Annotated in this window: 17 protein-coding genes and 1 tRNA gene; 13 read left to right on the top strand and 5 right to left on the bottom strand. The window is 61.5% G+C overall.

Annotated elements, in window-relative coordinates:
* Positions 1-84 precede the first annotated feature (84 nt).
* The 3 genes from ACFPAH_RS03090 (at position 85) to ACFPAH_RS03100 (ending at position 4,460) form a co-directional block, all read left to right on the top strand.
* Positions 85-2,280, top strand: a complete 2,196-nt coding sequence (locus ACFPAH_RS03090; RefSeq protein WP_379740463.1) for a hypothetical protein — start codon at positions 85-87, stop codon at positions 2,278-2,280.
* Positions 2,280-3,986: a LeoA/HP0731 family dynamin-like GTPase gene (locus ACFPAH_RS03095; RefSeq protein WP_379740466.1), complete on the top strand. Its 1,707-nt coding sequence runs from the start codon at positions 2,280-2,282 to the stop codon at positions 3,984-3,986. Before ACFPAH_RS03090 ends, ACFPAH_RS03095 begins: the two co-directional genes overlap by 1 nt.
* 108 nt (positions 3,987-4,094) lie before the next feature.
* On the top strand, positions 4,095-4,460 hold the full coding sequence (locus ACFPAH_RS03100; RefSeq protein ID WP_379740469.1) for a hypothetical protein: 366 nt from the start codon (positions 4,095-4,097) through the stop codon (positions 4,458-4,460).
* A 6-nt stretch (positions 4,461-4,466) separates the two neighbouring features.
* On the opposite strand, the gene ACFPAH_RS03105 is transcribed toward ACFPAH_RS03100, so the two are convergent.
* Positions 4,467-5,105, bottom strand: coding sequence for a CatA-like O-acetyltransferase (locus ACFPAH_RS03105; RefSeq protein ID WP_379740472.1), 639 nt, complete (start codon positions 5,103-5,105; stop codon positions 4,467-4,469).
* A 64-nt stretch (positions 5,106-5,169) separates the two neighbouring features.
* The gene (locus ACFPAH_RS03110) at positions 5,170-5,952 is read right to left on the bottom strand and encodes a 3-hydroxybutyrate dehydrogenase (RefSeq protein ID WP_379740829.1); all 783 of its coding nucleotides are present in this window, start codon (positions 5,950-5,952) and stop codon (positions 5,170-5,172) included.
* A gap of 162 nt (positions 5,953-6,114) precedes the next feature.
* On the opposite strand from ACFPAH_RS03110, the gene ACFPAH_RS03115 reads away from it, so the two are divergent.
* The 7 genes from ACFPAH_RS03115 to ACFPAH_RS03145 all read left to right on the top strand — a co-directional run bounded on the left by ACFPAH_RS03115 (position 6,115) and on the right by ACFPAH_RS03145 (position 12,799).
* Positions 6,115-6,996 (top strand): alpha/beta fold hydrolase, encoded by an 882-nt coding sequence (locus ACFPAH_RS03115; RefSeq protein WP_379740475.1) that lies wholly within the window; start codon positions 6,115-6,117, stop codon positions 6,994-6,996.
* A gap of 24 nt (positions 6,997-7,020) precedes the next feature.
* The gene (locus tag ACFPAH_RS03120; protein ID WP_379740478.1) at positions 7,021-7,371 is read left to right on the top strand and encodes a RidA family protein; all 351 of its coding nucleotides are present in this window, start codon (positions 7,021-7,023) and stop codon (positions 7,369-7,371) included.
* Between the two features lie 17 nt (positions 7,372-7,388).
* Positions 7,389-9,626: a RelA/SpoT family protein gene (locus ACFPAH_RS03125; RefSeq protein WP_379740481.1), complete on the top strand. Its 2,238-nt coding sequence runs from the start codon at positions 7,389-7,391 to the stop codon at positions 9,624-9,626.
* A gap of 82 nt (positions 9,627-9,708) precedes the next feature.
* A complete protein-coding gene (locus ACFPAH_RS03130; RefSeq protein ID WP_379740484.1) occupies positions 9,709-10,515 on the top strand; it encodes an MlaE family ABC transporter permease in 807 nt (268 codons plus the stop codon).
* A 4-nt stretch (positions 10,516-10,519) separates the two neighbouring features.
* A complete protein-coding gene (locus ACFPAH_RS03135) occupies positions 10,520-11,449 on the top strand; it encodes an MlaD family protein (protein WP_379740487.1) in 930 nt (309 codons plus the stop codon).
* Positions 11,446-12,090, top strand: a complete 645-nt coding sequence (locus tag ACFPAH_RS03140) for a hypothetical protein (protein WP_379740490.1) — start codon at positions 11,446-11,448, stop codon at positions 12,088-12,090. Before ACFPAH_RS03135 ends, ACFPAH_RS03140 begins: the two co-directional genes overlap by 4 nt.
* 82 nt (positions 12,091-12,172) lie before the next feature.
* The gene (locus ACFPAH_RS03145) at positions 12,173-12,799 is read left to right on the top strand and encodes a hypothetical protein (protein ID WP_379740493.1); all 627 of its coding nucleotides are present in this window, start codon (positions 12,173-12,175) and stop codon (positions 12,797-12,799) included.
* A 217-nt stretch (positions 12,800-13,016) separates the two neighbouring features.
* Here the strand turns inward: ACFPAH_RS03145 and ACFPAH_RS03150 are convergent, their stop codons facing one another.
* Complete coding sequence (locus ACFPAH_RS03150) at positions 13,017-13,988, bottom strand: NAD(P)/FAD-dependent oxidoreductase (protein WP_379740496.1); 972 nt, start codon at positions 13,986-13,988, stop codon at positions 13,017-13,019.
* Positions 13,989-14,019: 31 nt separating this feature from the next.
* Positions 14,020-14,997, bottom strand: coding sequence for a cation diffusion facilitator family transporter (locus ACFPAH_RS03155; protein ID WP_379740499.1), 978 nt, complete (start codon positions 14,995-14,997; stop codon positions 14,020-14,022).
* 149 nt (positions 14,998-15,146) lie between these two features.
* On the opposite strand from ACFPAH_RS03155, the gene ACFPAH_RS03160 reads away from it, so the two are divergent.
* The 3 genes from ACFPAH_RS03160 to infC all read left to right on the top strand — a co-directional run bounded on the left by ACFPAH_RS03160 (position 15,147) and on the right by infC (position 17,938).
* Positions 15,147-15,223, top strand: a tRNA-Val gene (locus ACFPAH_RS03160).
* A 234-nt stretch (positions 15,224-15,457) separates the two neighbouring features.
* Positions 15,458-17,368 (top strand): threonine--tRNA ligase, encoded by a 1,911-nt coding sequence (gene thrS / locus ACFPAH_RS03165; protein WP_379740502.1) that lies wholly within the window; start codon positions 15,458-15,460, stop codon positions 17,366-17,368.
* A gap of 21 nt (positions 17,369-17,389) precedes the next feature.
* On the top strand, positions 17,390-17,938 hold the full coding sequence (infC, locus tag ACFPAH_RS03170) for a translation initiation factor IF-3 (protein WP_379740832.1): 549 nt from the start codon (positions 17,390-17,392) through the stop codon (positions 17,936-17,938).
* Between the two features lie 171 nt (positions 17,939-18,109).
* On the opposite strand, the gene ACFPAH_RS03175 is transcribed toward infC, so the two are convergent.
* Entirely contained in the window at positions 18,110-20,035 is a 1,926-nt protein-coding gene (locus tag ACFPAH_RS03175) for an ATP-dependent nuclease (protein WP_379740505.1), read from the bottom strand.
* Between the last annotated feature and the right edge of the window lie 196 nt (positions 20,036-20,231).

Consider the following 20,231-nt stretch of genomic DNA (forward strand, 5'->3'; position numbering starts at 1 on the left):
ATTTTCCCCTTGGCATTTATTGTGCTGTGGAAATAAAATATCCGATCATCGCAATCCGCGAACCAGAAGAATGAAGAAGATGCCATGAATTTACAGTTGCCGAGTGATTTTTATAGCAGCGTGCTTTCCGAAATCGACACGATTTTATGCGGCCTGAAGGGACTCTCGTCCGATAAGGACGTTTCGAAAGCAAAAAACGGAGCGGTCGAGATTTTCGAGAAACTCAGTGGGGAGCTGAGGGCGAATATCGAGGTTCTGGGCAAAAATGCGGAATGGGACCGGTTTACGATTGCGTTCTATGGAGAAACCAACGCTGGTAAGTCGACGATTATCGAAACGATGCGCATCCTACTCGCGGAGACCTGCAAACTGACGCAACAGGAAGAGTTCAGGGCGCTACAGGAAAAATACGGCGCCAGCGCGGAAAACCTTGCCCGGTTACGCGCCGACCTTGCGCAGGCCGAGCAGGTATGTGCCCAGTTGAATAGCGGCCTCGCCGCATTGGAGGGAGAACGACAAGCCGAGGTGCAGGAGGTACGCGGCCAATTGAACGACCTGCAGCAAGCCGTGAGGCTGCACAAGGAAACCGCCTCGTTATGGCAAAAGCTGCTCGACCTTTTCATCGAGCTGCCGCAGAAGAAACAGATCGCCGCGCTCGAAACGCATTTGCAAGGGCTTGAAACGAGCTGGGCGCACAAGCTTGCAGGCCTGGGTCAGCAGCAATTGGCGGCACAGCAGCAATATCGCGCGCGCGAACAGGCGCTCAAGGATGCGGAATCGTCCCTGGCGCACCTGGAGGCCTATGCCGATGGCAGCATTATCGGAAACGGCCGCTCCGATTTCACGCTCGATACCACGGCATATGCTTTTACCGGCGGCGAACAGGAATTCGCCTTGCTCGACGTGCCCGGTATCGAAGGCAAGGAAGCAAAGGTCACGGACGCGATCTGCCTGGGTGTGCAGAAAGCGCACGCGGTGTTTTATGTGGCGAACAAACCTGCGCCGCCGCAAAAAGGTGATGAGCAGAATCCAGGAACGCTGGAAAAGATCCGGCAGCACCTGGGTGCGCAGACCGAAGTCTGGACCATCTACAACAAGCGCGTGACCAATCCGATGCAGTTGGCCCAATTAGGCCAGCCAGGGGACGACGAGCAGGCCAGCCTGCGCGAACTCGATCGCCGCATGGAAGAAGTGCTCGCCGATAAGTACCGTGGAAGCATTACCCTGAGTGCATTTCCGGCCTTCCTCGGGGCGGCATCCTGCCTGGTGCCTGGGTCGCCGAATGCCCTCAGCCAGGCGAAATTCCTGGCGAAGCTGGGGCGCCAGGACTTGCTCGAAAGATCCGGCGCCTCCGCTTTCCGCGACTTGCTCGTCGGCGACCTGGTGAAGGATTTCAGGGCCAAGATCACCCGCTCGAACTACAACAAGGTGAACCGGGTGGTGCGCGACTGTATCGACCAGGTGTGCTTGACCCTGAGGCAGTCGTTCAGGCCGCTCGCGAAAGAGTTGCGGAAGGACGCGGACCAGGCCCGGCTGCAGCTCGACACCGCGCTCGACGCGCTCAAAACCCGGCTCGACTCCAGGGGCCAAACGGCCATCGCACAGTTCACCAATACCGTGCGCAAGGAAATCTACGCCCGCATCGACGATGACATCGACAACGACGATTTCAAGGATGCTTTCGAGCGCCTTATCGAGCGGGAGCAGGCCCGCCTCGTGGAAAAATTACCGGCCGTCATGCAAGCCGAAGTCGAGCAATTCCAGGTCCAGATCGGTGACATCGTGGAGCGTTTCCAAGCATTCGCCGCCGAGCTGATCGACGCCTACGGTGACATTCGGATCGCGGGGCTAGGCCGCACATTCGACCTGAAAATCGACATCGACAACGGACTCAACGTGCCTGGCCTGCTGGGCGCGCTGGTCGGCGGCGCCCTGTTGTTCTGGAATCCAGCCGGATGGGTCCTGCTTGCCGTCGGCGCCATCACGGTGCTGGTCGGAGCCGTCAAGGCAGTCATCGGCTTCTTCAGTTCCGACTACAGGAAAGCCCAGCAGCGTAAAGCGGCCGACGCCAACCTCGAGAAGATCACGGCAAAGATGCGCGAATCGCTGCGCGACAGCCTGGAGGAAGCACTGCCGCAACTGGAACCGAAGATCGAGGCGCTCAAGGCCGCCCTGGACGGTCCTGCCGATCAGGTCACGGAAATGATCGGCATTCTCGGCAAGTCGGAACGTCAATTAAGAAACTTGTCCTACACCATCGAAACCGCAGGGGCTCTGTAATGGAAAATACGCTGGGCGCATTCAAGGCGCAACAATCGAAATCGCTGGACCTGCTGAAGAAGCTGCAGGCTTTCCTGCATCAGGGTGCACAGGTGGGGGTGCCGATCGATGCCAGCCTGACCCATAAACTCGACACTGCGGTGCAGTCGGTTTCCGGGGAAAAGCTCAAGGTCGCGCTGGTCGGTGGCTTTTCGGACGGTAAGACGTCGATCGCTGCCGCCTGGATGGAAAAGCTCGACAAGTCGACGATGAATATCAGCCACCAGGAATCGTCGAACGAAGTGCGCATCTACGATGTCAGCCAAGACTTCGTGCTGATCGACACTCCCGGCCTGTTTGGCTTCAAGGAACAGGTCAACGCGGAAACGCACGCCATCGAGAAATACAAGGACATCACGAAAAAATACGTCAGCGAAGCGCACCTGATCCTGTATGTCATGGACCCGGCCAATCCGATCAAGCAGAGCCACCAGGATGACCTGATGTGGCTGTTCCGGACCCTTCACCTGCTGCCGCGCACCGTGTTTGTCCTGAGTCGCTTCGACGAAGTGGCGGACGTCGAAGACGAAGCCGAATATGCCCGGGCACTGGCCATCAAGCAGGACAACGTCGCCGGCCGCCTGGCGGACCTGATCGGGCTGCAGCCCCAGGAAAAGGCGGACCTGTCGATCGTGGGCGTCGCCGCCAATCCTTTCGACATGGGAACCGCGCACTGGCTGGGAAACCTGGAACAGTTCAAGGCACTGTCGCATATCGCGTCGTTGCAGGAGGCTACGGCCCGCAAGATCGCCTCGAACGGCGGGGCGCCGGCCGTCGTCCAGGAGGCGAGGAAGAGCGTGATCCGCGATGTGTTGTCGAAGCAGCTGCCGATCGCGATTGCGAACGACGAACGGATCGCTGCCGAAGTCGATAAACTCGAAAAAATGAGTGTGCGCATGAAAACGCAGCTGGTCGGCGCCAGGTCGCAGATCGCCGATGTGCGCACCAGCCTGCGCGGCTTCGTCGTCGACTACTTCGCCGACCTGATCCTGCAGGCCAAGGGCGTCAACATGGACACCTTCACCGACTTCTTCGAGCGTGAAGTCGGCAGCGACGGTATTGTCGTGTCAACGCGCCTGCAAAACGAATTCGAACGCCAGCTGAAATCGGTCACGCAAGACATCAGCAACATGCAGATCGCCTTCGATGCCGAGGTCAACCACTTCAACTCGACCGTCACCCAGCTCGGCAGGCAGGGGCTGGACTATCTCGTGAAGAGCAAGGTGATCAATAACACGACGGTGCTGGCAACCCGGGACGGCCTGGTCGGTGCAGCCAGGTATATCGGCGTCGACCTCGGTCAAATGCTGAAGTTCAAGCCGTGGGGGGCTACCAACATGGCAAAAGGCATCAATGGGGCGCTGGCCGTGCTCGGCCTCGCGATGGAGGCGTGGGACAGCTGGGAACAGGCCAGGCGCCGCGAAGAATTCCAGAAGGCGATGGCGAAAATGGTCGAGAACTTCGAACTGCAGCGCAAGGAGCTGGTGGCGCTGCTCGCAAGCGACGAGTTCGAGGAAAAATTCTTCGCCAGTTATGTCGAACTGGCGCGCGATGTCGCCGAGGTCGAGAACAACGTCAAGGAGCAGCACGTGCGGCGTTCGCGCTTCCATGCATGGCGCGAAACGGGGCAGGCCATCGACGTCGAATTTGCCGAGGTGTTGGCCTGACCAATGGCCTGGATGCCTGCCGTCGGCCTCTAGGTCGGGCTTCGAGGATCCGGCCGCAGGGCCTGCGCCGGGAGTAAACTCGGAGCGTCATCCACGAGGAGGTGCGCCATGCGATCCCTGTCGTTCGCGCTGCTCGCCAGCGCCGCCCTTGTTGTCAACGTCAACGCCGCCGCCGGTCCGGCCGGCTACGTCGATCTCGACGCGCCCGGCGCCCTCGCGCGCCTGCGGCACGACCATCCCGAACACGTCGAGGCCGTCACGCGGATCCTGCGCGAGGCGCCGCAGCGCCGTCCCCAGGCGCTGGCCGGCTGGGTGCGCACGGCCTTCGACGCGCGCATGGCCTCGGCCATGCTGATCAAGACCAGCTACCCGCCCCAGGCCAGGCTCGAGTTCGTGCTGGACGATACCGAGTACCGCGCCATGGTCACGCTGCGCAATGTCGAGCCGGCCGTGATGCCGGCAACCGGACGCTGACGCGGCTTACGCCATCATCGCGTCCAGCTCCGCGGCGACCTGCTGCGCCAGCAGGTGGACGTGGTAGCCGTCGACGAAGCCATGGTGGGCCTGCACCGAAAACGGCACTTGCAGGCGTCCCTTGGGGCCGTCCCTGAACTTGCCCCAGGCCAGCGAGGGGATGTCCGGCGAGCCGAGCGTGGCCGTCGGGTGCTGGATCGAGGTGAAGTCGAGCCAGGGGATGCAGGTGACGAAGACCTGGTCCTTCACGGCGCGCGGAGAGAGGGCGGCGTAGCGGTTGTTCAGGACCGTCATCGCCGTCGCCTCGTCGCGCGCGGCGATGCTGCGCGCGACAAATTCGCGCAGGTCGCCGGACCAGTCGAACAGGGCGAAATTCAGGTCATTGTGGCGGTTCACGACCGTGAACGAGGGCATCAGGCGGTCGATGGCGATCACCTCGCCTTCGAACACGCGGTAACGGAAGTTCTCGATCTTCAGGGTCGCGCGCAGCACGGCGCACAGCAGCACGTGGAAGGGTGCCAGGCCCTGCTCCTTGCACCAGGGGCGGTAGTCGGGCAGGTCGAGGGTGAAGCAGAGGTTGACCGCCGGGCTGTCCATGCGGTCGAAGAGGTCGAAGCGGTCGCGCCGCAGGTCGAATTGGTGCATCGTGGTTGGCTGAGGTGGAACGGGGCCGGATTGTCGCATACCGGCCCCGCCGGGCGGGCGACGCTTACTGCGCGGCCCAGCCCCCGTCCATGTTCCACGCCACGCCGCGTACCTGCGAACCGGCCGGCGAGCAGAAGAACACGGCCAGCGCGCCGAGCTCGTCGGGGGTGACGAACTCGCCCGACGGCTGCTTTTCGGCCAGCAGCGCGCGGCGCGCTTCGTCGTTCGACAGGTTCTCGCGCACGGCGCGGTCGTCGACCTGTTTCTGTACCAGCGGGGTCAGCACCCAGCCCGGGCAGATCGCATTGCAGGTGACGCCGGTCTGCGCGGTTTCCAGCGCGGTCACCTTGGTGAAGCCGACCAGGCCGTGCTTGGCCGCGACATAGGCCGATTTCTGCGCCGAACCGACCAGGCCGTGCACCGAGGCCAGGTTGATGATGCGGCCCCAGTTCTTCTGCTTCATGCCGGGCAGGGCCAGGCGCGTCGTGTGGAAGGCCGAGCTCAGGTTGATCGCGATGATCGCGTCCCATTTCTCGACCGGGAAATCCTCGATGTTCGATACGTGCTGGATACCCGCATTGTTGACGAGGATGTCGACGCCGCCGAACTTGTCACTTGCAAAACGCATCATCGCCTCGATCTGTTCGGGCTTGGACATGTCGGCGTTATGGTAGGCGGTCTGCACGCGGAATTCCTGGCCGATGTCGATGTACAGTTTCTCGATCTGCTGGGCGTCGCCGAAGCCGTTGAAGACGATGTTGGCGCCCTGTTCCGCCAGGGCGCGGGCGATGCCGAGCCCGATGCCCGAGGTCGAGCCGGTGACGAGTGCCGTTTTACCGCTTAACATCCTGGATTCGATGCTGGAGTTCATTGTTTCCTCTGTAAGTAAGGGTGTTCTGGAGTCTTCCTCGGAATTGGTAGAATTCTAATCGCACGGGCAGTTAAAATGTGGGGTTGGGCAAGCCAAAGCGACAATATTGTCAGCGCAGTAGAGGATCGGGAGCCGGTAATGACGACGAATGCGAGATGGAAAAGCGTGCAGTGCAGCTCGCCCGCCGGCCTGCATCGCATCGCCTACAAGGAGTGGGGCGACCCGGCCAACCCGCGGGTGCTGGTCTGCGTGCATGGGGTGACGCGTGTGGCCGACGACTTCGACGCGCTTGCCGCCGCGCTGTGCGGCGACTACCGCGTGGTGTGCCCCGACGTGGCCGGGCGCGGCCGCTCGGAGCGCCTGCGCGACCCCCAGCTCTACGCCTTGCCGCAGTACGTGGCCGACATGGTGACCGTGGTCGCGCGCGCCACGGCCGGCGGCCCGGACACGGTCGCCTGGTTCGGCACCTCGATGGGCGGCCTGATCGGCATGGCGCTGGCCTCGCTGCCGGGCACGCCGATCACCAGGCTGGTGCTCAACGATATCGGCCCGACCCTGGACGGCGCGGCGATGGCGCGCATTGCCGACTACATCGGCCAGGACTTGCGTTTTCCCGATTTCGAAAGCGGGGCGCGCTTCATTCGCGAGGTATCGGGCTCGTTCGGCCCGCACTCGGACGAACAATGGAACAAGCTGGCCCGCGACGTGCTGCGCCGGCAAGCGGACGGCGCCTGGGTGCGCCACTACGACCTGGCGCTGGCCGAGCCGTTCAAGGCGATGAGCGAGGAACGGGCGCAGCATGACCAGGCCGCGCTGTGGCGCGCCTACGATGCGGTGTCGTGTCCGACGCTGCTGGTGCGCGGCGCGCTGTCCGATCTGCTCTCGCACGAGACCGCGCTGGAGATGACGCGGCGCGGGCCGCGTCCGCGGCTGGTCGAGATCCCGGGCGTCGGCCATGCGCCGACCTTCCTGCAGGAAGACCAGATCGCGATCGCACGCGACTTTTTATTAATTGAATAACCGAGTTGAATTCTGAAAGAGATTATGCAAATCCAACGCCACCATGTAGGCAAGCGCCTGTCCGAAATCGCCATCCATAACGGCACCGTGTACCTGGCCGGCCAGATCGCGGAAGACACCACCCAGGACATCGAGGGCCAGACCCGCGAAGTACTGGGCCACGTCGACCGCCTGCTCAACGAAGCCGGCAGCGACAAGACCTGCATCCTGATGACCCAGATCTACATCGCCGACATGGCCCACTTCGCCGGCATGAACGCGGTCTACGACGAATGGGTCGCGCAAGGCCACACGCCGCCGCGCGCCACCGTCGAAGCGAAGCTTGCCAATCCGGCCTGCCTGGTGGAGATCGTCGTTACCGCGGCCCTGCGCTGACAGCGTGGGCTGAACGAATGGTATCCACCGCCGCGCTCGGCGACGCCACCACCCAGCTGATCCAGGGCCTGAGCCCGGAGGAGTGCGTGCGCGTGCACGACGCGCTCGACTATGCCGCCGTCGCCTATGGCGAACGCCCCTGCGCGACCGGGCAGAACGCCTTCGAGTTCTCGCTCGGCGTGGCCGGGACGCTGGCCTACCTGCGCAGCGACGTCGAGACGCGCATCGCCGGCCTGCTGTTCGAGCTGGTGGTGTTCGAGCCGCCGCTGATCGAGACGATCGAGCGCCTGTTCGGGCCGGAAGTGGCCAGCCTGGTGCGCGGCGTCCAGCAGCTGATCCGCCTGCGCGACCTCACGGTCGGGCACCAATCGGTGGGGCGCGGCAAGAACGCGGCCCAGGAGGCCGCCGCCCACGTCGAGACCCTGCGCAAGATGCTGCTGGCGATGGCCACCGACATGCGCGTGGTCCTGATGCGCCTGGCGTCCTGCGTGACGACCCTGCGCTGGTTCGCCGACCAGAAGCGCTTCGACCCGCTGACCCACGACTACGGGCGCGAGGTGATGGACCTGTATGCGCCGCTGGCCAACCGCCTCGGGATCTGGCAGCTCAAGTGGGAACTGGAAGACCTGTCCTTCCGCTTCCTCCAGCCCGAGACCTACCGGCGCATCGCGAAGATGCTCGAAGAAAAGCGCATGGCGCGCGAGGGCTTCGTCGCTTCCGCGATCGCGCGCCTGCAAGGCGAACTGGCGCAGGCCGGCATCCGGGCCGAGGTCAGCGGGCGCCCGAAGCACATCTACAGCATCTGGAACAAGATGCGCGGCAAGGACCTCGACTTCTCCTCGCTGTACGACGTGCGCGCCTTCCGCGTGATCGTGCAGGATGAGAAGAGCTGCTACACGGTCCTGAGCCTGGTACACAACATCTGGACCCCGATCCCGAGCGAATTCGACGACTACATCGCGCGCCCCAAGCCGAACGGCTACCGCTCGCTGCACACCGTCGTCACCGCCGAGGACGGGCGTCCGCTCGAAGTGCAGATCCGCACCCAGGAGATGCACAACTTCGCCGAATACGGTATCGCCGCCCACTGGCGCTACAAGGAAGAAGGCGGCTCGAATTTCAAGAGCCAGAAGTACGACGAGAAGATCGCCTGGCTGCGCCAGCTGCTGGCCTGGAAGAGCGACGTCGCCGATGCCGTGGCCGGCGAGGAAGACCAGAAGGAGTGGGTCGAGAAGCTGAAAGCGGCGACCCTCGACGACCGCATTTTCGTGCTCACGCCGCAGGCGCGGGTGCTGGAGCTGCCGGTGGGCGCGACGCCGATCGACTTCGCCTACCACCTGCACAGCGAGGTCGGGAACCGCTGCCGCGGCGCCAAGATCGACGGCGTCATGGTGCCGCTGAATACGCCTTTACGTAATGGCCAGACCTGCGAGATCATCACCGCCAAGGGCCCGGCCGGCAGCGCCGGCCCATCGCGCGACTGGCTCAGCCCCGGCTACGCCGTCAGCACCCGCACGCGTTCGAAGATCCGCGCCTGGTTCCATGCCCAGGAACTGGCCGAGACGCTGGCGCAGGGCAGGGTGCTGGTCGAGAAATCCCTGCAGCGCGAAGGCAAGACGGCGGTCAACCTGGAAGCGCTGGCGCACAAGCTGGGCTTTGCCAAGGTCGACGACCTGTTCGTCGCGGTCGGCAAGGAGAAGTTCAGCCTGCGCCACGTGGAAGCGGCGCTGCACGAAGCGGTCGAGGCGCCGCCGCCCGACGATACCGCGGTGGTCAACAAGAGCCGGGCCTCGAGCGTGGAGCAGGGCGCCAAGTCGGGCGTGCTGGTGGTCGGCACCGAGGGCCTGATGACGATGCTGGCCAAGTGCTGCAAGCCGGCGCCGCCGGACCCGATCGTCGGCTTCGTCACGCGCGGCAAGGGCGTCTCGATCCACCGACTCAGCTGCAAGAACTTCGCCGAAATGCGCAGCAAGGCGCCCGAGCGGGTGATCCAGACCGAGTGGGGCAAGGGCGTGATCGAGACCGTCTACCCGGTCGACATCTTCGTGCTGTCCGGCGACCGCCAGGGCCTGCTGCGCGATATTTCCGACGCTTTTTTGCGCGAGAAGATCAACGTCACCGGGGTCAATACGCAAAGCACGAAAGGCCAGGCGCGCATGCTGTTTACCGCCGAAATCGGCTCGACCGCCCAGCTCCAGAAGGCGCTGTCGTCGATCTCGGAGGTGCCCGGCGTGCTTGAAGCGAGAAGGGCGTAGGGTGGGCTCCGCCCACGCGGTACGGCATCGGAACATGATACGAAAACCCATGCATACCCATCAAAATCGTATCATGTAAAGCATGCCCCAACGCCTACGCCTCTACGCCCGCCCCAGCCTCTGGGGCTACGCATTCGGCCGCTACCTGCGCAGCTGGTGGTACATGCTCCGTCTCGGCGCGATCGCGCTCGTCACGGCGCTGTCGCCGTCGACCTACAACCGCGCGAATCGCCTCGCGACGGCGCGCTACATCTACGCCAGCACCTGGCAGGTGCTGCCCTGGTTCACGCTGCTCTCGGCCCTGATCAGCCTGGTCGTGATCCGCATCGTGCTGGTCACGGCGCTCAGCTACGGCCTGTCGCGCTACGCGCTGGAGATGGTGGTGCGGGTGCTGGTGCTGGAGCTGATTCCGCTGTCGGCGGCGCTGTTCGCCGCGCTGCGCGCGGGCATGGCCTTCGACGCCTCGGCGCTGGGCCTGGCCCGTGCCGGGCTGCCGGCGGCCGAGGTCAATGCCGAAGCGCTGCGCCGCATGCGGCGCGACCTGGTGCCGCAACTGTTCGCCAACGCCTTTTCCGTCCTCAGCCTGGCCATGGTCAGCAGCAGCGTCGTGCTGGTGCTGGCTTACCTGAACGTCTACGGCCTCTCGCCCTGGGGCCTGCCGGACTATACGCGCACGGTCGGACGGGTGTTCGACCCGGTCGTGACCTCCGGCTTCGTGCTCAAGACCGTCCTGTTCGGCCTGGCGGTCGCGGTGATCCCGACCGCCGCCATCCTCGAGTTGCAGCGCTATCCGCGCCGGCTGGCGTCGAGCGTGCAGCCGGGCGCCCTGCGCCTGCTGTTCGTGCTGCTGCTGATCGAAGGTTCTTCGCTCGCCCTCAAATACATCTGACCTCATGATCGATACCACCCCTGACGAGCCGGCCCATGTCGAAACCAAGGCGATGATCCTGCTGGGCGTCGTCGCCGCCCTGATCATTGCCTTCGTGCTGTACGTGATGTACGCGCGCGGCGTCTTCGAGCCCACCCAGAAGCTGGTGCTGGTGACCGAGAACTCCGAGGGCGTCATTCCCGGCATGGACCTGACCTTCGCCGGCTTCCCGATCGGGCGCGTGCGGCTGGTGGACCTGGCGGCGGACGGCAAGGTGCAGATCGTGGTCGACGTCTCCAGCAGCGACGCCAAGTGGCTGCGCGCATCGAGCGTGTTTACCCTCGAGCGCAGCGTGGTCGGCGAGACGCGCCTGCGCGCCTTCACCGGCGTGCTGGACGACGCGCCGCTGCCCAACGGCGCGATTCGCCCGGTGCTGCGCGGCGACGTGACGGCCGAGATCCCGGGCCTGGTGGCCACCGCGCGCTCCCTGCTCAACAACCTGGAAAACCTGACCGCGGACGGCTCCTCGGTGAGCACCAGCCTGGAGAACGTGGAGACGCTGACCGGGCGCCTCTCGGGCAAATACGGGCTCCTGAGCGGCGCCCTGGGCGACGACGAGGCGAAAAAATTCGTCGGCACCCTGCAGCGCCTGGACACGCTGCTGGCGCGCACCGACCAGCGCCTGTACGGCAAGAACGGCGTGGTGGACGACGTCCAGGCCAGCGTGGTCGAGCTCAAGGGCGCGCTGCAGGATGCGCGCGGCACCCTCAAGCGCATGGACGCGGTGCTGGTCGAGGCCCAGGCCGTGGGTGCGAACGCGCGCGTCGCCACCGAAGACCTGGGCGCCCTGCGCGGCGAAGTCGACGCCAGCCTGCGCAAGGTGAACCGCCTGGTCGACCAGCTCAACAAGAAGTGGCCGTTTGCCGGCAAGACCGAGGAGCTCACGCTGCCATGAAGATTACCGCCGCCTTTACCGCCTGCGCCGCCGCACTGCTGCTGGCCGCCTGCGCCAGCAAGCCGCCCGTCCCGTCCTGGCAGCCGAACGCGAAGGACGCGCTCGACGGCTTCACGGACGACTACCTGCGCGGGAACACCTCCGCCGCCGACGCCGAATTCGCGCGCGCGCGGCGCGAAACCACCAGCACCGGCCGCGCCGACCTGGTGGCGCAGGTAGAACTGGTGCGCTGCGCCACCCTGGCGGCGAGCCTCGAGTTCGACGATTGCCCGGGCTTTGCGGCCCTGGCAGGGGATGCGACCGCCCGGCAGCGCGCCTATGCGGCGTATATCGCCGGACGCTGGGACGGGCTGGACGTGGCCGCGCTGCCGGAGCAGCATCGGCCGGTGGTGGCGAGCGGCTCGATGGCGGGCGTCGCCGATCCCTTGTCGCGGCTGGTGGCGGCCGGTGCCCTGTTCAAGGCGGGGCGGATTCGGCCGGAGGAGGTCAAGGCAGCGGCGGAGACGGCCTCGAACCAGGGGTGGCGCCGGCCTTTGTTAACGTGGCTGGGGGTGCAGTTGAGACGCGATGAGGCAGCTGGAAACATGGCGGCAGCCGACAGTATCCGCCGTCGGATTGCGCTCGCGTCCGGGGAAAAGTGAGCATGGCCCTCCCTGATTATTTACTACAGAAGGTTTTTTTATGGCAACATAGTTACCAACACTTACTGCCCAAGAGCATAAATTGACCTTAGCCGCCAAACCACCCACCGACAAGAACGACTTTGACGATACGCTCAAGGCCAAACTACACAGGGACATCATTTTCCGTATGGTTTTTTGGACAGTCCTGTCCTTTTCGTCCGGGTATTTCGCAATCGCGGGTACAGGTAGTACAGCTCTCGAATTTCTCCTTCGAATCAGTCATTCCACAATGCCGCTGATTAACACGTTTGGGGTCGCAGCGCTTCTTTTTTGCGTTCTTGCCATGGCTCTCAAGGATATCGAGGTGACGAGCCGCAATCCCAAGGTCATCGCCGCTACAAAAGGAATGGTCGGAGGATTTGTGCGGCGGGGCGCTGGCGATTTGTCGCTCTGGGCTCTAGGAGTTATCAATGCAATGATTTGTGCCGTTGTCCTGGTCTTTCTCTTCGAAACCTTGAGTGAGAGGGACAAGGCCGCCGGGCACGGATTGCTCTTCCTTCTGCTGGTGCTGTTCTTTTTCTTGGCAGTTGCCAATGTCTGGGTCAGGCGGAACGACCCGTCTCCAATTGTGAAAGATTCCAACCTGCCTGCCTGGGCCGTCTTTCTGATCTGGGGGAGCATCGGGGCCGTCCTGGGAGCCGTGCTACTTTGGAACGTTCTTTCCTGATTCGTGCCCTTCCTGGGGTACGCTCCGCTTGCCTTCAAGCGAAGCAGAAGCAGCAAGGGGCGCGGAGTTGATCGCATCCGGGTCTCGCACCGCGAAGGGCGCCGACACGCCTGTAATCGTCAGCTGACGCTTCGTGTAGAGTGGAGTGCCGATTAGAAAATCGGTCCGACGCCAGTATTTTGGTCGTGCTCAGCAGGCCTTTGCGCAATGCAGAATCCTAGGCCGCCTTCTGCGCCTCCACCTTCGGCCGCAAGGCCCACGGCAGGGCATTGTGAATCGTGGTCGCCGCGATCGCCGCCTGGCCCGCCGCCACCGCGATCTGGTTCAGCCCCATCACCACGTCCCCGATCGCATACAGTCCCGGCACGCTGGTGCGCTGGTGGTCGTCCACGACCAGCTTGTCGCAGTCGCCGGTTTCCGCGCCCAGCTCGGAGGCGAGTTTGGAACGGGCCGACTCGCCCAGCATCGGATAGAAAACGTCGAATTCGCGGCTCTCGCCGTCGGCGGTATTCAGGATCGGCTTCATGTCCGGGCTCATGCTCACGCCGAGCAGCGGCGACTCGATGTAGCGCACCCCGGCGACCTCGATCTGGCGCCGCTCGTCCTCGGACAGCATCGATTCCTTGCCGCGGTCGAACAGGGTGACGTCGGCGCTGAACGAGCGCATGAAAAGCGCGTGGCCGACCGGGTTGGTTTCGTTGGTGACGACGGCGATGCGGCGGTCCATCACGTCGTAGCCGTCGCACACCGGGCACAGGCGCACCGCGCCGGCCTGCACGGCCTCGGCCCAGTTCTCGATCGGCAGGCCGGCATCGGCCACGCCGGTGGCCAGCAGCACGGTCAGGGCGCGGATCTGGCGCACCTCGCCGGCATCGTCGAGGTAGTCGCCGACGAAGGTGCCGTCTTCCAGGCGCAGGCCCGTGATTTCGCCGTGCAGCACGCTGCCGCCGTATTTCTCCAGCTGGCAGGTGAGGTTGGTCAGCAGTTGCGAGCCCGGCACGCCTTCCGGGAAGCCCGGATAGTTGTGCGAGACCGGGATCAGGCACAGCCGGCTGTTACCCTTGTCGACCACGACGATGTTGCGGGTGAAGCGGCGCAGGTAGATGGCCGCCGTCAGCCCGCCGGGGCCGCCGCCGACGACCAGGGTATCGTGCACATGAGCACTGAGATGATTGGTGATATCGTCCATGCTGCATTGTCATGGATCGGCCGACACGGTTCTATCGGCGTGCGTGCCCAGGCCGGGTAAGAGCCGGCTTACAAATGCTGGCATCGAGCGGGTGGCCGTCGGGGCCCTCTGGCTGCAGGGTCACGTGGTCGATACCGTGTTTTTCCAGCAGCATCTGCTTGACGGCGCGCAGCACCGCCGGCCATTCGGCCAGGCTGCGGATCTCCAGGTGGCCGATCAGGGCAGGGTGGCCGGGCGACATGTCCCAGACGTGCAGGTCGTGCACCGACAGCACGCCATCGACCTCGGCCACGTCCGCGCCCACCTGCAGGTAATCGATCCCGTGCGGCACGCCTTCCATCAGGAAGTGGTAGGACTCGCGCAGGATGCTCCAGGTCGAGCGCAGGATCAGGAGCGCCACAAAAATCGACAGGATCGGGTCGATCCTTACCCAGCCGGTAAAGTAGATGATGGTGCCGGCGGCGATCGCCGCCACCGAGCCGAGCAGGTCGCCGAGCACGTTGACCAGGGCCATGCGCGTGTTGATGGTCTGGGCGCCGCGCGAGAGCAGCCAGGCGACCAGGATGTTGATGCCGGCGCCGATGGCCGCCACCACCATCACCACGCCGCCCTGCACCGGTTCCGGCCGCATCAGGCGCTGCACCGCTTCCCAGCCGATCCAGGCGACCAGGGCCAGCATCGCCAGGCAATTGACGAAGGCGGCGAGCGCCTCGGCGCGCACGAAGCCGAACGAGTGCCGGCTCGACGGCGGACGCTTGGCGATCAATTGCGCCAGCAGGGCGAGCCCGAGGGCGGCGGCATCGGTCACCATGTGGCCGGCGTCGGAAATCAGGGCCAGCGAATTGGAAATGAAGCCGGTGACGACCTCGATCACGGCGAACAGCAGGGTCAGCAGGAGCGCCAGGGCGAGCGCTTTCTGGTTGCGTCCCTCGAAGTAGTGCCCGTGCTCGGCGTCGCCGTCGAGGTGGGCGTGCAGGTGTTCGGAAGTCGGTGCGTCGTGGTCGGCCATGGTGTTTCGATCTGCGTTCGGAGCCCCCAGTGTAATGGATTAGGCAATGCAAGGCAGGCAACTGGCCTCCATGCAAGTTTGCCCTGCCGTCACTTTATTCAGAACAGCCCTTGCAGAACGCGGGCGCGGTCCCTATAATGCACGTCATTGGGCGGTTAGTTCAGCTGGTTAGAATACTTGGTCGACATCCAAGGGGTCGCAGATTCGAATTCTGCACCGCCCACCAGAATATCAGGCGCAGCGAAGTCCCTTCGCTCACCAACTTAGTAAGAGCGAGAAAGGCATCCACGGTTATGACACCGCGAACTACGACTCTGTTGTGGGGGAATCGCTAGACGCGGTATGGTGTTCTTTTGCTCAACACACTGAAAACAACGCGCCTGGTGCGCGTTTTTTTTCGTCTCGAATTTTTATCTTAATACTTCGCTAATTTATCGGCGCCGTGCGCCAGGAGATCACTATGCTTAACGTGCGACTTCCCGATGGCTCCAGCCGTCAGTTCGACGGCCCCGTGACGGTCGCCCAGGTGGCGACCTCGATCGCCCCCAGCCTTGCCAAGGCGGCGCTCGCCGGCAAGGTCGACGGCAAGGTGGTCGATACCTCCTTCCTGATCGAGCAGGACGCCGATCTCGCCATCGTTACCGAGCGCGACCCGGAAGGCCTGGACGTGATCCGTCACTCGACCGCCCACCTGCTGGCGTATGCGGTAAAGGAGCTGTTCCCCGAAGCGCAAGTGACGATCGGCCCGGTCATCGAGAACGGCTTCTATTACGATTTCTCGTACAAGCGTCCGTTCACCCCGGACGACCTGAAGGCGATCGAAAAGAAGATGCAGGAACTGGCCAAGAAGGATGAGCCGGTAACCCGCAAGGTGTTGCCGCGCGACGAGGCGGTTGCCTACTTCAAATCGATCGGCGAAGACTACAAGGCGGAGATCATCGCTTCGATCCCGGCCAACGAAGACGTGTCGCTGTATTCGGAAGGCGGTTTCACCGACCTGTGCCGCGGCCCGCACGTGCCGTCGACCGGCAAGCTGAAGGTGTTCAAGCTGATGAAGCTGGCCGGCGCCTACTGGCGCGGCGACTCGAACAACGAGATGCTGCAGCGTGTCTACGGCACCGCCTGGACTAAGAAGGAAGACCAGGAACAATACCTGCACATGCTGGAAGAAGCGGAAAAGCGCGACCACCGCAAGCTCGGCAAGCAACTGGACCTGTTCCACTTCCAGGAAGAAGCGCCGGGCCTGATCTTCTGGCACCCGAAGGGCTGGACCATCTGGCAGCAGGTGGAGCAGTACATGCGGCACAAGTACCAGGTCAACGGCTACGACGAGGTGAAGGCGCCGCAGATCCTCGACGTCACCCTCTGGCAGAAGACCGGCCACTGGGACAACTACCGCGAAAACATGTTCACGACCGAGTCGGAGAACCGTTCGTATGCGCTCAAGCCGATGAACTGCCCGGGCCACGTGCAGATCTATAACTCGGGCATGAAGAGCTATCGCGACCTGCCGCTGCGCTACGGCGAGTTCGGCCAATGCCACCGCAACGAGTCCTCGGGCGCGCTGCACGGCATCATGCGCGTGCGCGGCTTCACCCAGGACGACGGCCACGTGTTCTGCACCGAAGAGCAGATCGAAGCGGAAGTGACCGCCTTCCACGCCCAGGCGATGGAAGTCTACGACGACTTCGGCTTCAACAACATCGACGTCAAGCTGGCCTTGCGTCCGGACAGCCGCATCGGCTCCGACGCCATCTGGGACGAGGCGGAAGAGGCGCTGCGTTCGGCCCTGCGCGCCTGCGGCGTCGAGTGGACCGAACTGCCGGGCGAGGGCGCCTTCTATGGCCCGAAGATCGAATACCACCTGAAGGACAGCCTCGGCCGCCCATGGCAGGTCGGCACGATGCAGGTCGACTTCTCGATGCCGGGCCGCCTCGGTGCGGAGTATGTCGCGGAAGACAACACCCGCAAGGTGCCGGTCATGCTGCACCGCGCCATCGTGGGCTCGATGGAGCGCTTCATCGGCATCCTGATCGAGAACTACGCGGGTGCGCTGCCGCTCTGGCTCGCTCCGGTGCAGGTGGCTGTGCTCAACATTTCTGACGCCCAGGCAACGTATGTGAAAGAGGTGGAAGCACGCCTGAAGAAGGCGGGTCTGCGCGTTCACGCTGATTTGCGGAACGAGAAGATTACCTATAAAATACGTGAACATTCCGTCCAAAAATTGCCGTACATCCTAGTTGTCGGCGATAAAGAACGTGAAGCAAACACCGTGGCCGTGCGCGCACGGGGCAATGTCGACCTGGGCGTGATGTCCGTCGATGCCCTGATCGAGCGCCTTGTTGGCGAAGTGGCATCCAAAGCCAAATAAGCCCAGGCAAGCCGGCTGGTTATTCAGACATTAAAAGGAAACAACATAGCTACTGACAAGTCGTCGCATCGCATCAATGGCGAAATCAATCACCCGGAAATGCGTTTGTCGGGTGTGGACAACGAGCCGCTGGGCATTGTGAGCCTGGCTGAGGCGTTTCGTCTGGCCGAGGAAAAGAATGTAGACCTGGTGGAAATCGCACCGAACGCGGTTCCGCCGGTCTGCCGCCTCATGGATTACGGCAAGTTCAAGTACTCCGAGCAGAAGAAGGCCCACGAAGCCAAGCTCAAGCAGAAGATCATCCAGGTCAAGGAAGTTAAGTTCCGTCCGGGTACCGATGAAGGCGATTACAGCATCAAGCTGCGCAACCTCATCAAGTTCCTGGAAGACGGCGACAAGACCAAGATCACGCTGCGCTTCCGCGGCCGCGAAATGGCCCACCAGGACATCGGCTTCCGTATGCTGGAGCGCCTCAAGGGCGACCTCGAGCCTTATGGCCAGGTCGAGCAGTTCCCGAAGATGGAAGGCCGCCAAATGATCATGATCATCGCGCCTAAAAAGAAGAAGTAATTCTTCGGTGTCGAGCGGACGCTCAAGAGACCGGGCCTAGTGAGACAGTGCATGCTGTCCCACTAGGCCCGGTTTCGTTCCGTATGTAGGTTCCGACGATTAAAAGACCGGGACGCGTTGGACGATATTGGGCTGAGCATGTCGGAAAGATAGCGCGGCAGCGCCGGTGATCTATTGGGGATTCGATTTCGATAAATGGTCCTTAACGAATTCGTAAGTCTTCTTGAAATTTGTTTTCGTATTTTCAGACGCTGCGAACGGGATCTTCTTAACGAGCAGCTCTTGTATCGCCCGTCCAAAATGCGTTTTGTTTATTTTTTTATCAGTGGGATAGGCTAATTGCTGTATTTCCAATATTTCATCGTTGCTGAAAAGTTTTTCGACTGCAAAGTTTTTCCATTCTGGCGAAATATCACTCAAAATAAATAATTTACCTTCGAGAATTGCTCCGAATTTTTCTTGGTATCTGTTTTTCTCTTTTGCTCCCGCGCTATCCGAATCAAGTAGAACGATGAAAGGCCTATTCCACGCTACGTAAAGCTGTATAAGCGCATCTAGTGTGCCGCTTCCAGTTCCCGGGGCCAGATTTAGTGGCTTAAGCTTGCATACAATGTCCCACATATACTTGAACGTGTAAAAATCACTCTTGCCCTCCATCATGAGAACGTTTGGTATGTTTTCGAGTTTGGCGGGGTAGTACTGTAGGACGTCCAAAATTGGTTGGAAGTAACTCGTTTGGTTCGGGTGCTTTGTTGCAAAGTCGCGATATTTTTGAACTGTGATATTCGTCGCCTCTGAGCTGATATCCCCTAGCTCGTCCACCGCATCGAATGCATTATTTTTAACGATAAATGTATTTTCAAGCCATTCTGGATTAATTAGGTGCGGGCTGTGCGTCGTGTATATGAGCGAGCAGTTCTGTCCTAGACGTTCAAACGATTTGAGTAGTTGTGATTGCGCGCTCGCGTGAAGATTTGCTGCTGGCTCATCCAGCAGAAACAGCACGGCTGGAGCATCTTTCGCACGGTATCCGCGGTATTGCGTGAGGAGCAGAAAGGAAAAAAACCAACGAAAACCAAGCGAGCGCTCATTGATTTTGTAGATTCCGTCGTCGGACTCGAGCAAAAAACTAACGTATACTGCTCCAGCTTCGTCCCGGTCGCATTTTATGCGTACAACACGATTTCCCGTCCCTTGCTTGAATACCTTATTCCAAGAACCAAAAACGACAGCCGTCACGTTTTTGCTCATTTTTTGGAGGACGTTGTCGAGGTGTGAGCGGTCAAGCCCTGAGTTTGACTTTGCTCTCGCCAGAAGATGGGTTCCAATATTTAAGTCAAGATTTAACGCGTCAAGAATGTCCTGAACAACGGCGCGATAAAAAATGTGCTTTTTGTTGTTTTCCTTATCCTTGTGCTCCAAATAGATGCGATCAGGGAAATCTAAGAGTGATGTAGGAAAGTAGACTATGTTAGGGAAGTAGTTTTTAGTGAATTTTACTAGCTGGAACCAGTCCTCTTTCTCCAGGTTGACATCTTTCTTTTGGCCCGGATAGCGCCCCATGCGGCCCCATGTCCACATGATTTGGCTTTTGGACGAATCGTGCTTCGAATCTTTGAACGTTAAGGAATGCGTGACTACGAGCGATTTTCCCAAACTCGAAAATTTAAAGTTTAGTGTGTCTTTCGCGAACTTCTGAATTTCGGATAAATCTGTCGGCGATAGCTGAAACTCGATCTGAAAGGATATTTCCTCGCTGAAATTCGCATGTTGTGAAATTGGAATGAGCGTCGAATAGTCCGTCGGTCGGTCCCGAAAGTCTGAAAAAGGGTCTAGGCTATCACTTTTTTCTGAGAAGTGATTAATTGCCTCTAATATAGTTGTTTTGCCTGATTCATTTAGGCCGACCAAGCAAAAGACGTTCGACTTCGGATTCCCGTTTAAGTCAATAGTTAGCCCTTGAATGCCCTTGAAGTTTAGGATCGTTACTCTTGTGATCTTCATTGAGAAAATTTTTTCTGGTTGTTGTGGACACTGCCGCGCCAAATCGACATTGGTCCTGTCTCGGTCAGGGGCGATAGATGTATATGAGCTCATCAACAAGCATAGTGTTGCGTGCACGCCTCGGTTACGCAGGGGGGGGCAGAGAGCTCCGTCCTTGCTTGTTCAATATGCCATTAAGCTTGCGCTGACGCAAACGTTGCTAGCTCGTCGTAGCTTTTTAACTTCGTTGTGCACGTCTCCCGCCGAGGTGAGGCCAATAGCATTTGCGGCTCGACGGTCTGGTGACCTT

The organism is Massilia sp. GCM10023247, from assembly GCF_042653325.1.
Lineage (GTDB): Bacteria > Pseudomonadota > Gammaproteobacteria > Burkholderiales > Burkholderiaceae_D > Telluria.